The 13,521-nt window shown below is 60.8% G+C and carries 11 protein-coding genes; 6 read left to right on the top strand and 5 right to left on the bottom strand.

All coding sequences use genetic code 11. The annotated features are described in order from the left end of the window. The first annotated feature begins 2 nt into the window (after positions 1-2). The 4 genes from NW848_RS08895 to NW848_RS08880 all read left to right on the top strand — a co-directional run bounded on the left by NW848_RS08895 (position 3) and on the right by NW848_RS08880 (position 5,152). A complete protein-coding gene (locus NW848_RS08895; protein ID WP_414510910.1) occupies positions 3-1,505 on the top strand; it encodes an aldehyde dehydrogenase family protein in 1,503 nt (500 codons plus the stop codon). Between the two features lie 200 nt (positions 1,506-1,705). After that, entirely contained in the window at positions 1,706-2,743 is a 1,038-nt protein-coding gene (deoC, locus tag NW848_RS08890) for a deoxyribose-phosphate aldolase (RefSeq protein ID WP_414510909.1), read from the top strand. A 243-nt stretch (positions 2,744-2,986) separates the two neighbouring features. Next, the gene (locus NW848_RS08885) at positions 2,987-3,841 is read left to right on the top strand and encodes a type II secretion system protein (protein ID WP_414510908.1); all 855 of its coding nucleotides are present in this window, start codon (positions 2,987-2,989) and stop codon (positions 3,839-3,841) included. Continuing rightward, positions 3,842-5,152, top strand: a complete 1,311-nt coding sequence (locus NW848_RS08880; RefSeq protein ID WP_414510907.1) for a DUF58 domain-containing protein — start codon at positions 3,842-3,844, stop codon at positions 5,150-5,152. It begins immediately after the preceding gene. A 39-nt stretch (positions 5,153-5,191) separates the two neighbouring features. Here the strand turns inward: NW848_RS08880 and NW848_RS08875 are convergent, their stop codons facing one another. The 3 genes from NW848_RS08875 to NW848_RS08865 all read right to left on the bottom strand — a co-directional run bounded on the left by NW848_RS08875 (position 5,192) and on the right by NW848_RS08865 (position 7,129). Beyond that, positions 5,192-6,199 carry a glycoside hydrolase family 5 protein gene (locus tag NW848_RS08875; RefSeq protein ID WP_414510906.1) on the bottom strand — a complete coding sequence of 336 codons (1,008 nt, stop codon included), beginning with the start codon at positions 6,197-6,199 and terminating at the stop codon, positions 5,192-5,194. A gap of 166 nt (positions 6,200-6,365) precedes the next feature. Beyond that, positions 6,366-6,866, bottom strand: a complete 501-nt coding sequence (locus NW848_RS08870) for a DUF3368 domain-containing protein (protein ID WP_414510905.1) — start codon at positions 6,864-6,866, stop codon at positions 6,366-6,368. Further along, the gene (locus NW848_RS08865) at positions 6,845-7,129 is read right to left on the bottom strand and encodes a UPF0175 family protein (RefSeq protein WP_414510904.1); all 285 of its coding nucleotides are present in this window, start codon (positions 7,127-7,129) and stop codon (positions 6,845-6,847) included. Before NW848_RS08865 ends, NW848_RS08870 begins: the two co-directional genes overlap by 22 nt. 65 nt (positions 7,130-7,194) lie before the next feature. Between NW848_RS08865 and NW848_RS08860 the strand changes: the two genes are divergently transcribed. Then, positions 7,195-8,829: an alpha amylase family protein gene (locus tag NW848_RS08860; RefSeq protein WP_414510903.1), complete on the top strand. Its 1,635-nt coding sequence runs from the start codon at positions 7,195-7,197 to the stop codon at positions 8,827-8,829. Positions 8,830-9,106: 277 nt separating this feature from the next. Here the strand turns inward: NW848_RS08860 and NW848_RS08855 are convergent, their stop codons facing one another. Continuing rightward, positions 9,107-9,652, bottom strand: a complete 546-nt coding sequence (locus NW848_RS08855; RefSeq protein ID WP_414510902.1) for a PEP-CTERM sorting domain-containing protein — start codon at positions 9,650-9,652, stop codon at positions 9,107-9,109. 369 nt (positions 9,653-10,021) lie between these two features. Here NW848_RS08855 and NW848_RS08850 point away from each other — a divergent pair, with 369 nt between their 5' ends. Continuing rightward, the gene (locus NW848_RS08850) at positions 10,022-11,797 is read left to right on the top strand and encodes a S8 family serine peptidase (protein ID WP_414511080.1); all 1,776 of its coding nucleotides are present in this window, start codon (positions 10,022-10,024) and stop codon (positions 11,795-11,797) included. A 109-nt stretch (positions 11,798-11,906) separates the two neighbouring features. On the opposite strand, the gene NW848_RS08845 is transcribed toward NW848_RS08850, so the two are convergent. Then, positions 11,907-13,025 (bottom strand): hypothetical protein, encoded by a 1,119-nt coding sequence (locus tag NW848_RS08845; protein WP_414510901.1) that lies wholly within the window; start codon positions 13,023-13,025, stop codon positions 11,907-11,909. Positions 13,026-13,521: the final 496 nt, after the last annotated feature.

The following is a 13,521-nucleotide window of genomic DNA, read 5'->3' as shown; positions in this document are numbered from 1 at the left end:
CGATGATGAAACAGGTACAGGCGATGAACCTGATTCGTGGGCGCTGGCACGAGTCGGCGTCTGGCAAGCGTTTTGAAAGCCTCAACCCTGCGGATACGCGCGAAGTGATTGGCACGGCTCCCTGGTCTGGCGCCAGCGATGTCGACGCGGCGGTACGCGCGGCGCGCGAGGCGTACCCGATGTGGAAAGCGATGTCGCGCGTCAAACGCGGCGAACTGATTGACAACCTTGCCCAACTCATCAAGCGCGACCTGAACGCGCTCTCGGAACTGGTGACGCGCGAGTGCGGCAAGCCCATCAACGAAGGGCGCGCCGATGTCGTGGAGGCGCTGCACATGACGCAGTATGTGGCGGGCATGGCACGCATGCCGCATGGCGAAATCATCGACAGCGAAATCGCCGAAAAGGACGCCTACATCCTGCGCAAGCCGAAAGGCGTCGTGGCGTGCATCACCCCGTGGAACTTCCCCGTTGCTATCCCGCTCTGGACAATCCTGCCCAGCTTGCTGGAGGGCAACACAGTCGTGTTCAAGCCCTCGGAGGATACGCCCATCTGCGGACACGCGTTGGCGGAACTGTTCGTGGAGGCAGGTTTCCCGCCTGGCGTGTTCAATCTGGTGCATGGCCCTGGCGAGGATGCAGGCGATCCGCTGGTGCATCACCCCGAAGTGGATGTCGTGGTGTTCACGGGTTCCTACGATGTCGGGCGCTACATCATCCAGGAGTGCGCCAAGTTGCATAAGTTCGCCGCTGTGGAGATGGGCGGTAAGAACGCCGTGATTGTGCTGGACGACGCGAACTTAGATATCGCGCTCCATGCAGCGATTCTGTCGGCATTCAAGACCAGCGGGCAGCGGTGCGTGTCGTCCAACCGCATTATTATCCACGAGAAACTTGAGCCAGAGTTCACCCCGCGCTTCGTGGAGTTGGCGCAGCGAATCAACATCGGCAACGGGCTGCGCGAGGACACCTTCATGGGACCGCTCATTAACGAGCAGGGCGTGCAGAAGTATCTGTACCACAATCAGAAGGCGATTGAAGAGGGCGCGGAGGTGCTGCTGCCAGGCGGCGTGCTAAAAGAGGGCGAGTACCAGTACGGGCACTTCGTCGCGCCGTTCGTGTACCGTATGCGCCACCGCGCCGATAGCTTCGCGCTCAAAGAGGAAGCCTTCAGCCCGCATGTGGCAATCATCCCCGTCAGCGACATCGACGAAGCCATCCATGTCTACAACGACACCAAGTACGGGCTGGCGATGGCGGTGATTACGGAGGACTACCGCAAGTGGCGCTATGTGCGCGACAACTGCGAGTTCGGCGTGGGGTATGTGAATCTGCCGAGCATCGGCGCGGAGGTGCATCTGCCCTTTGGCGGGGTCAAAGGCAGCGGGAATGGGCATCCCAGCGCATCTGCGCTGTTCGACGCCGTTACGCATAAGGTCGCCTTCACGGTCAACCACTCTACGGAAATCAAGATGGCGCAGGGCTTGAGCGCGAAGATCGGATAAGGTGTGCGCGCCTCGCACCTTTTGCCCTTGCCCGCAGGCGGGCAAGGGGGATTATGGAGTGCGGAAGCGAAGCTTCCGCCCAACGCTGAAGCTGACGCTTCAGCACTCTAAAAGGGTCGGGCGCGCGGCTTTCTTCCCCCGCGAGGCAGGTCGATGCAGGAGTAGCAGGAATCTGCTCCTTTGTGCCGAAGTGCGCACCTATGCCCACAACGATAGTTCGCGAGCGCAAGCCGAGCGCGCCGCCTGTGCCTTTTGGCGAGGTGCAAGGGGTAGACCTATGTGACCGCGCCGCCCTGCGTCGCCTCATTCCAAAGGCAGGACAAGCATGGCGCACCGTGCCCCCCGTCAACGCCTACGAACTACAGCAACGCTGCGAGTGGCTGAGCAAGCGCAGCATCAAGACGCATAGCAAACTCTTCGCGCTGCGCTTGGCAATCAGCATGTGCGACCTGACAACGCTGGAAGGCGCGGACACTGCAGAGAAGGTGCGCCGTCTGTGCAGCCGCGCGCGCAACCCCTACACGCCGCATGCGGGCATGCCCGACGCCGAGACGGTCGCTGCGCCGCCCGTCGCCGCCGTGTGCGTGTACCCCAACTTTATCGCCGTCGCCAAAGACGCCCTGCAGGGCACAAACATCAAGGTCGCCGCCGTCGGTACGGCGTTCCCGTCGGGGCAGTACCCATTCCACCTCCGCTTAGCAGATGTGAAGTGGGCAATCCGCGAAGGTGCGGACGAAATTGACATGGTGATCAATCGCGGCGCGTTCCTGCAGGGCGACTATCGGCGCGTTTTTGACGAGATCGCGAAGGTAAAAGACGCCTGCGGCGAGCGCGTCCATCTGAAGGTGATTCTGGAGACAGGTGAACTGGGGGATTACGACGCGATTCGCAAAGCGTCGCATATCGCGCTCATGGCGGGGGCGGACTTCATCAAGACCAGCACGGGCAAGATTCAGCCTGCGGCGACCCTGCCCGCGACGCTCGTGATGCTGGAAGCCATCCGTGACTTTCACGACGCGACAGGGCGCGCCGTCGGCATGAAACCTGCGGGGGGCATCCGCACCGCCAAAGACGCCATCCGCTACCTGGTGCTGTTGCACGAAACGCTCGGCGCAGAATGGCTCACGCCCAACCGATTCCGCTTCGGCGCGAGTTCGCTGCTGAACGACCTACTGCGCCAGCTGGTCAAACAACTAACAGGCGCTTACCGCGCCGATGACGAGTTCGCATATGACTGACCATCCAGTCAAATTCCTCACCTTGGCAGCAGGAAACTGCAAACGGGTGTATAATACAGGTCGAGCGGAAATGCAACCATTCGTACACGGAACCGAGCGGCTTGGCGCAGATTGTGGCAGCATGGGCAACAACGCCCTCCGCCATCTGAAAATCCTGCCCGCAACAGTGTGCCGACACACTCCCTATTTCTGGAACACCGAAATAATGTTCCAGAGTCTATAAACCTGTGAGGAGGAGATACTATGCGAAGGGGCTTCACTCTCATCGAACTGCTGGTCGTAATCGCGATTATCGCCATCTTAGCGGCGATACTGTTCCCCGTGTTTGCGCAAGCGCGCGAAAGTGCGCGTAAGACTCAGTGCCTTAACAACGGGCGCAATTGGGCAACTGCCGTGCAGATGTATCTGACGGACAACGATGAGCGTTTTCCGATTGCCATCTATCGCGCCCGCAACCGAACCAATCAAGAGTGTGAATACACGATGATGACTGCCGTCGAGCCATATATCAGAAACCGCGACACCCTGCGCTGCCCTTCAGATCCTCAGCCGCTGAACTTTCACGATGGCGCGCGTGGCTTATCTGGGGTAGGCGCGCCAGGAGGCGAATGTAGCGAAATGCGTGAGCTCAGCTACATGTTCAACTTCGAGCTGGCTCGACCAGGCGACCACCCGTTGAACACGGAATGGCGCACGAACCCCAAACCTTCCGCCACTCTCGCCCAGATACCCTTCCCTGCGGAGACCAGTGTCATCTTCGATGGGCATCTGGTGGTGGTCTTCAACGGCAACTGTGGGTCGGTAGTCGGCATGGGATTGATTGACACTTCTGTGCAAGCGCGCCATCAGGAGATGGCGATTACGAACTTCGTCGATGGGCACGCGAAAGTCGTTAAGGCGCGCAAAGACCGACCGAACTGCACTTACAGCTACTTGGTCGGCTACCAACAGCTGAGGTCAGCCCAGCCGTGGTGCATCGGTGAAGGACCGTACACGCGTCGCTGTGGGGAAGCAAATCCGCGCACTTGTCAGTATGAGCTGGAAGGTGTCGTGGACGAGGATCCACGGGGTAAGTGCTACCGACCGCTGTACCCGTAGATGACGCTTACCTATCGCGCATGGGCGGTGCTGAGCGCGGGCGGGCTGGTTGCCCTGTTGGGCGCCGCCCGCCCCGACCTGTTGGGGCTGACTCTGCTGATTGACCTACTGGCAGTGGTCGCAATCGCGGTGGACGCGCTGAGCTTGCCCCGCGCCGATGCGTTCCGTGTGCAGCGCCGCCACGAGCGCGTATTGTCGCTCGGCGCGGAGAACCGCATCGAGCTGACGCTGACGCATCGCCTGACCACGCCGCGCCATGCCCGCCTGCGCGACGAGCCGCCCCCCCTGTGCGACTATGACCAGCGCGAGTTTGCACTGATGTTGCAGCCCGACCAGCCTGCAGAGGTCGTCTATCACCTCACGCCGCGCTATCGGGGTGAGGCGCGCTTCGAAGACGCCTTCCTGCGCGTGGAGGGGCGGTTCCGCCTAACCACACGCGACTACCGCTTGCCCGCTCGCGAAAGCGTGCCCGTCTACCCCAACCTCTTGCAACTGCGCGAGTATGACCTGCTGCGCCATCGTGGACGCCTACAACTGATGGGCTTCCGCCAGCTGCGCCTGCGCGGGCAGGGCACAGAGTTCGAATCGCTGCGCGAATACACCCTCGACGACGAGTTCCGCCGCATCGACTGGAAGGCGACCGCGCGACGCGGTAAGCCCATCGTGCGCGACTACCAGACCGAGCGCAGCCAAAATGTGATCCTGCTCTTGGACGCAGGGCGCACGATGCTGGCAGAGGTGGAGGGCAAACGCAAGTTCGACGCCGTGCTGAACGCCGCGCTGATGCTGGCGTATGTCGCCGTGCAGATGGACGACAAGGTCGGCGCGCTGGTATTCGCCGACGAGGTAGACCTCTTTAGCCCGCCCCAGCGCGGCAGAGCGCAGGTCGGCAAGCTGGTGGACGCGCTGCACGATGCCGAGCCGCGCATGGTGGAATCGGACTACCTGTATGCGGCGACCTACTTGGCGAAGCGGTGGCGCAAACGCTCGCTGATTGCGCTGTTTACAGACCTGATTGACCCCGACGCCTCGCGGATGGTGCTGCACGCGGTAGGCGCGCTGCGGCGGCAGCACCTGTGCGTCGTGATTACCGTCGCCGACCCGCGCCTGCACCGCTGGAGCCAGCAACCACTCGACGCGCCCAGCGACCTCTACCGCCGCGCTGTCGCCCTGCAAACGCTCAACGACCGCATGGCAGCGATTCGCGCCTTAGAGCGCATGGGCGTTCACTGCATCGACGCCGAGCCTGACACCCTCGTCGCCGCGCTGGTGAACCACTACCTGCAGGTCAAAGCGCGTGGCGGGCTATAACGGCGCTCAGCGGTGGGAGCCGTGCTCTCGCAAGTTATATTACATCGCCTGCAGCAACTCCAGCATCTGGCGGTCTAACTTGTGCCCGCGCCATGACTGGTACTCCACATCGGCGCGGTCGCTGTCGATAACGCCGAACGGGCCGCGGAAGTTCCACAGCGCCCAGCCCCAGCCCGCCTGCTGCCACAGCGCCAGCAGGTCGCGCATCCACGCCAGCACGACCGTGTGTGGGGTGAACCTGTACGCGCCGAACTCGCCGACCATGACGCCGACGCCGCGCTGCTCCAACGCCTTCCATGGGGCGTAGTAGCGCTCCCACAGGCGCGCCTTGTCCCACACGGTCTCGCCCTCGCGTAGGGGGTACTCGCGCGGCGGCTCCATTTGGTCTGCGCCAGGCACCCACTCCGCGCGGTAGTGGGTCAGGCGGAAGGGCTGATAGCCGCGCGTCGCCTGCGCCACCTGCAGCGGAGCAAGGTCTCCGTTGGGCGTCATGCCCCAATCGCGCCCGTCGCACACAATCAGGCGGTCGGCGTCCTCCTTGCGTATCGCCTCCACGACGCGCTCGACCACTTTGCGGTGCGGCTCAGCGTCCACATTCGCAGGCTCGTTGAACAGGTTGAAGCTCAGTTGGCGGTTCGGCTTGCCTTTGTAGCGTTTGGCGAACTGCGTCCAGTGGTGAATACAGAGCCGTTGCGCCTCCTCATCCTTCCAGAGGTTCAGTGGCTCTGGGGGTGAGGCGACCGTGTAGCCAGGCGCGCGATGGAAGTTGAGCATCACATGGATGCCGTACTTCTCGCCGAACTGCACGGCGCGGTCAATCTCGCGCAGCTCGGCTTCCTTGAGGCGGTAGGGGTTGTCGGGCTCCGTCCAGATGCGGTAGTCCAGCGGCAGGCGCACGAAGTTGAAGCCCAACTCGGCAATCCACTCGAAGTCTTTCTCTTCAAACGGGCGGTTGCTCCACTCCAGTCCGAACTTGTTCAGAAGATTGAACCCGCGCCAGCGTGGGAGCTTGCGCGGGGTCGCCTCTGGCAGTGCGCGTTGGGTCATAGCGACGGGAAGTGTACCCCATCGGGTATCCTATCCTCCCGATGTGGCGGTTGTGGTGTTGAGTGTGGTTGGCAAGCGTGGTTGCGAGTGCGTTCCCCCAAGCGTTGCCACCGTCGGCCACGCTTGTGCGGTGCCCAGGGAGCTGGAAGAAAGCGTCGAGAAGTCGCTACCTCTCGCCCGCAAGCAACAACACCTCGGCGACAATCCGCTCACTCAGGAAGAAACCTCTCTCTGTAAGCCTCTCCAGATAGTCTCTCACAGTGTCAATATGCCCCAGCTGCTTCAGTAGCAGAAGGTGCCCGAGGATACCGCGTGTTTTTAGTCCCAGCCGCTGTGCAACTTTGCGCCCTCGATAGTCGTCCATCAGCACGAGGGTAATCCCACTTTCCAACGCAAGAGCAATCACCTCCGCCTCGCCTCCTTCAGCCGCTGTGCCGATGGCAGCTGCAAGGGTAGCGTCAGACACTTGGGCGCGTTCAATCACCCCTATTTTTGCAACGGCAGCTAATTCTTCCTCACTTGCACCCTCGGCGAACTCATCCCATACTCGTTCTGGAACCAGAACTTTCGTGTGGACTTGCTCAAGCGTCTCGAGCAGCTCCAGCCACTGTAGCGCAATGAGGAACGAAGTGTCAGCGACAGCCTCTACCCTTCGTGCATCTGCCATCGGATGGATTCGACATCGTGGTCAAGCTCGCTGGGAGGGTAGTTGAGAGCGGGCAGTCCCAAGCTCGCGAGAAACGGGAGAAACTCACGCACAGGCATTTGCGCCAATTGCGCTGCTTGTGTTAGTGTCAGAACGCGGCGCGCGTAGAGTGAGGCGGCAAGCGCTCGACGCGCTTCCACCCCCAACGACTCGGCGGAGTAGCCTGCCAACTCCAGCGCGTGCTGCAGGCTCTCAGGTATCTGAACATTCAGCGAGAGGCTCATCAACGAGATTGTACCCCATCGGGTATCCTATCCTACCGATGTGGCGGTTGTGGTGTTGGGTATGGTTGGCAGGCGTTTTCGCGAGCGCGTTCCCCCAGTCGTTGCCGCCGTCGGTCGCACTCACGCGCCGCATGGGGCTGGAAGGGCGCGTGATGTGGGTGGACGCAACGGCAAACCTGTCGTGGCTCATCGACCGCGCTCAAATCCGCCAGTTCGTGCGCAACTGCCGCGAGGTGGGCATCAACTGCATCGTGCTGGATGTGAAACCCATCAGCGGGCATGTGCTGTATAACAGCCAGATTGCGCCGAAGCTGACCGAATGGCGCGGGGTGCAGGTTCCCCCCGACTTGGATGTGCTGCAGGTGTTCCTGGAGGAGGCGCACGCGATTGGGCTGGAGGTGCATGCGAACATCAATGTGCTGTCGGAAGGGCACAAGATGTTTAGCGCGGGTCCCGCCTACGATAACCGCGATTGGCAGATGGTCGCCTACTCGCGTCGGCGCACGCTGGTGCTGCCCGACGGCTCGCGCTACGACCTGAACCGCTTCGACACGACCCCGCCGCCTGACGGAATCGCCGCCTATCGGCGCAACCCTGCGCCGCCGCCTCCCGCAGGACGTACTTGGGCATACGCCATCCTGACGGACGACCTGCGCGTGCAGGCAGTCATCGACGGGCAGTTCGTGTCGCGCCCGCTGACGCCCCCTGAAAACGGCTGGATTCTGGTCGCCGACGGGCAAGCCGCGCTGAGCCTGGAACGGATGAGTACGCTCGGCGTCGGGCTGACTCTGCAGACGCAGCCGATTCTGCAGCCCATCGCTGAATCGGACACAGAGGGCATCGCTGTGTTCGTGAACCCGCTGCACCCCGAAGTGCGCCAGCGGCTGCTGAACATCATCCGTGAGATTGTGCAGAACTACCCGATTGACGGCTTTGTGCTGGATCGGATGCGCTGGGCAAATGTGTATACCGATTTCTCGGAGCGCACGCGCGCGGCGTTCGAGGCGGAGTACGGGCGCGTGGCGAACTGGCCCGACGATATTGTGCGCCCCCCGACGCTGCCGCGCGAGGGCTTCACACGCGGACCGCGTTTCGGGGAATGGGCAGAGTTCCGCGCTCGCGTGATACGCGACCTGCTGCGCGATATTCGGCGCACGATCGAGTCCATCCGCCCAATGCCCATCGGCGCGTATGTGGGCAGCTGGTATCCGATCTACTACGAGCTGGGCGTGAATTGGGGCAGCGACGCGCTGGCGCGTCCGTATGGGTTCGTCAGCCCCGAATACCGCCTCACCTCGTACCTGTACGATATGGACTACCTGATGCCCGGCGTCTACTTCAACATCCCGTTTATGAACGAGGCGCCACTGTACGACGGCGACGAGATGCGCACGGTGGAGGGCATGACGCGCCGCGTGATGGAGTGGACGAACGGCGACCTGTTTGTCTATTCGGGCATCTACGCGCTGGACTATCGGGGCGACCCTGCGGGTTTTGAGCGGGCGATTCGCGCCGCGCGCCTGAACTCGCACGGCGTGATGATTTTCGACGCCTCGCATATCGTGCAGTGGGACTGGTGGGAGACGATTCGGCGCGGGCTGGGCACGCCTGACGGCTTCGCAAGCGAGTCAACGCCGCTTGCCCCGCACCAGTTGCCGACGCTGCTGCCGACCTTGCGGAATGGGGGGTTAGGGCAGTAGCCCGCGCGGGTACTTATGATACCAATCGCGTGAGCATAGTTGTCAATAGGGTATACTCTCGCCGCACGCGGCAAGAGACAGTAATCGCCGTTTTGGTTAGTGTAGCCATCCTCATACCTCCCTGTTAGGATAGTGTTTCGGGAGCGTCTGGTCTGCGCCTCCGTTTGGTTAGAGGCGTTGGGGTGGCAAAAGGATTCGAAGGGGGTACACACAAACCAGCAGGCGGGGTGTGCTGGGCACAACCCCGCCTGTGATCCTTTCCGAGCGTCGTCGAGGCTTACTTCCTGCGGCGGCGCAACCCAAGCAACCCAGCCAACCCCGTACCGATGGCAATCAGGCTGCCCGGCTCAGGCGCGATAATCTTGCCCGAAATGGTTCCAGTATCAGTCGGAATCCCCTGAATGTGTACCATCGCACTATCGTTCAGCCCTGCAAAGTCGGAGGTGGAAACGCCGAACAGCTTGAAGGTGGAAGTCCCTCCAGGCAGCAGTCGCTGGAGAGGCGGAGCCATCTTGAAATTCACCCCGACATTGAAGCTCAAGCCCGCGTCTGTGTAGTTGCCCAGAGAAATTGATGTGACATACGGGTCGCCAGTGGAGTTAGACCCCGTCGGTAGCGCGTTGAACAGCAGGTTCAGCTTGCTAATGAACTGCCCTGAGGCGTTGGTGGGGCTGTTAGTCAGACTAATCTGCACGCCGCCTGCGATGTCGGTGATGGTCATCGTTGCCCAAGGCGAAGGACCAATGGGCGTGCCGCCTGTCCAGACGGTGTTAAAGTTGAACACGATGGACGCGGACGCTTGCGCAAGGGCGACAAGACTCACAAGGCTTGCTAACAGCCAACGATTCATGACGCTTCTCATCTTCTACTACCTCCTATATAGGCTCACAATCCGCTAAGAGCGGAGATGTGGCGACAAGGAGAGTAGCAATTCGCGTGCCAACTACCTTACATCTTTTTGTGATTAATGCGGGTTTGATTGGGAATTCAGTGTCCATTCTGGTGTTTTTGTGAGGTTCGCAAGCAGAACCTTCCAACGAGCAAGCGCGAGCGTTCGTCTGTCTCGGTACTAATGAATAACGGTTCCTCCCGTCCGTTCAGTTGAGCTTCGCTCGTTAAAGAGAAACTCCATTCTTTTACCAGTCTGCTACGCCCCTCCGAATGGCATATATCTTGTGGGGAGGGTGTGAATATGCGGACATTATCACTTCTGACGCCGAAATTTCTGCGCGCAGCTCGGTTCTGCGTGATCTTTGCGTTTCTGCTGTCGACCAGCATCGAGGTTGGTTTTACTCAACATCGTCCAGATTTTGTTCCTGGGCGCGTTCTCGTGAAGTTCCGTCCCGAGGTGTCTCCTGTCCAGGTGCAGAGTATCGTTGCTGCAGCAGGGGCGCGGATTGCAGGGCAAATCCCACGGATTGGGGTTCTCGTGCTGCAGTTGCCTCCAAACGCCAGCGAAGTGGCTTATGCTCGCGCTTTTAGACAGCGGAGAGATGTGGTTTTCGCTGAATTGGACCACATCCTCCCGCTTGCGTTTACCCCTAACGACCCCCTGTATGCCCCGTCTTCGGGAAGGGGGTGGCATCTGGCGAAGATTAGCGCTCCGAACGCTTGGGATACCACTCTTGGCAGCAACAGGGTAATCGTTGCCGTTCTGGATACGGGTGTGGACGGCGCTCATCCTGACCTTGCGCCGAATCTGGTGCCCGGATGGAACATTTACAACAACAACGCCGACACGAGTGATGTGCACGGGCATGGAACGGCAGTTGCAGGCACGGTCGCGGCGGTTATCAATAACGGAATCGGTATTGCTTCAGTCGCTGGAGGCTGCCGAATTATGCCGATTCGCATCTCAGACCCGAATGGGTACGCTTCGTATACGACCATAGCCAATGGTCTGATCTGGGCAGCGGATCGAGGCGCGCGCGTCGCCAATGTTAGTTATAGGTGCTCGAATAGTTCCACCGTAGCCACCGCCGCGCAATACTTCCAGAGTAAAAACGGCGTTGTTGTAGTTGCCGCAGGGAACGAGAGTACCTTTGACGCCACTGCCGATAACCCGTATGTGTTGACCGTGAGCGCGACCAACTCCAGCGATTCGCTGACTTCCTGGTCCAATACGGGCAACAATATCGACCTCGCTGCGCCGGGCTCAGGCATCTACACCACCCTAAGGGGTGGAACCTACGGCTCGAAGTCTGGCACCTCCTTCTCGGCGCCGGTCGTAGCAGGCGTTGCCGCCCTGGTTATTTCCGTCAATCCGAATCTCACGGGTGGACAGGTGCAGGATGTTCTGAAAAGGTCGGCGGACGATTTGGGAGCCGCGAGCTGGGATCCCCAGTACGGTTGGGGACGGGTGAACGCCGCCCGAGCGGTGAGCATGGCGCTCAGCCTCAACCAAATGGGCGATACCACCCCGCCGAGTGTGAGTTTCAGTTCGCCGACCAACGGCGCAACGGTCTCGGGCACGATTACGGTGCAGGTAAATGCCAGCGATAATGTCGGGGTCGCTGCGGTCAGCCTCTACTTGAACGGGGCTTTACTCAGCACCAAGACCGCCGCGCCCTACACTTTCTCCTTGGATACTACACGGTTCGCCAACGGGTCGTACACCTTACGCGCCGTCGCTGCCGATGCGGCAGGCAACACAGCAAGCGCGCAGATAAGCCTCTCCATCTATAACACGGCGGATACCACGCCGCCCACCATCCGCATCACTTCGCCAATGAATGGAGCGCGAGTGAATGGTACCGTCTCTGTAGCCGTCGCGACAAGCGATGACCGAGGGGTGGTCAGGGTCGAACTCTATGTGAACGGTCGGTTGACCGCGACCTCGACCAGCGCGCCGTTCACTACGCAGTGGAACGCCTCGAAGGCTCCGCGGGGCGCGCATACACTCCAATGCAAAGCCTACGACGCGGCGGGCAATGTAGGGATTTCGCAAAGTATCACCGTCTACAAGTGAGCGGCTGCTCTTGGACGAGGGGGGCTGCCCTTCCAAAGAAGAGCAGCCCCCTCGCTTATGGAGTAGCCCCTCGCGGGCTTCCAAACAACCCGTTAGGGCACGAAGCAAGTTACGGACAGGAGCGCTTCAGGTGCGCCTGTGCAAATGGGCTCGGATTGCAAGCGCCTGCGTCCGGATGGAGTACGAAGTTGAGATGCTCGACGAGCTGGTTGAGCTGACCGAAGTCCAGCCCGCAGAGAACAGTCCCCGAACCGAGCGCCGTGTTCGCCGCCGCCAGGATGTCCCAAACGGTCTTCCCGTTGAGGCAAGCCGCCTGATCCGCGGTCAAAGCGGCACCACCAAGCGCAGTATTCCCTTCTGCAAACCCGCAGAGAACCATGTCGCCCAGTTCGGGGCACTGGCAGAGGTTCAGCCAGAGGGTCAGCGTCTGACGCGCGAGCGTGCCCCCGTCGCTACGGCGTCTCTCATTGGGGTTGCATTTATCAATCTGCTGCGAGGGACCGCCGCCGCCGAGGAAGTCCCGCACAGCCTCCTTGGTGGAGAAAACCAGCTGCCTGCACGGGTCAGTCGGATGGCCGAGCGTGTAGGGGAGGCACTCATCGGGAATTCTGTCGCTGTAGAATCGTGGGTTCTGGTAGTAACCCTGCGAGTAGGTACAGCACTCAGGGTACTCGCTTGGGGGCAGACAAGGCGCGGTAGAGCAGAAGGCATCTGCGGAGAAGGGGCTTCGTCCGCGCTTCCCTCTGCCCGGTTCGTTGTGGGCAAACGCGCGGAACACATACTCCGTACCGCACTCCAAGCCGCCCGGACAGCTGGTGGAGAAGCCAGGCCAGTTGCCAACCCAATCGCCCAGAGAGCCGACCGTGATGTCTCGGCACTCGTTCGGACCGAGGTTCCATAGGGTCCCGTTCGCCTGCCCGGAGAAGGAGGCTTTGCAGATTCGCGGGTCATCCGAGAGGGGCCAGGAATTATCGTCGTCGGTACCGGGGATACCATCCGGTCCTGCTTCCCAGTCGGACTTTTTGATCCACTGGAGCGAGAACCCACCAGGAGCGCCCGAAGGTCCAGCGCATACGCGAACAGTGATGGTTGTATCCGTAGAGCCGAGGCAAGTAACGGTCATCGGGTCAAGCGGGGTACGCTGGGCGAAGCTCGGCGTTGCAATCGCCAGCACGAGACTAACGCACGACAGAGTACAGTAAGCATTAAGCGATAAGCCTTTCATCATGTGAACCTCCTTAGTTCGCACCTTCCCTAGTGCTGGTACGAGCCTTCCTTGAATAGTAGCGACAACGCTACCTCAACCGAGTGTTTTCTACTTGTAGTGGGAGTTGAACTCCCCGCCTATAAGCGTTGTTATACCATGTTGCAGAGGCGTTTGTCAAGTGAGAAAGGCGAATTGACCGCTTTTGGGGCGTAATTCAGGGCGAATTGGCGCCGATTTGCTTACAAAGGGGTAGAGGGTATGCTTATCAAAGGGTAGTTTTTTCTCGCGTGACCGCGATTGCGGGCGGGACGCCCGCTTCTCAGGGTAGCGCCTGCTGGGTCTCGCTCGCATGGAAGGGAAAAAAACCGCCTGCGCATCAGCTTTGCAAAGCGGGTGTTCGAAAAAAAAACACTCGGTGGGGCGGAGTTGAAGGCTTTTGAATCGGCGCGGCGACCGCGCCCCTACGGGAACCCGATACAGGCGTGGTTCCCGCGTCCTGACTTCTTGGGATCCCGCG

It is taken from the genome of Synechococcus sp. RC10A2 (assembly GCF_047502605.1).
Note: the sequence above shows the minus strand (reverse complement) of the source record. Positions and strands in the feature narration are given on the sequence as shown.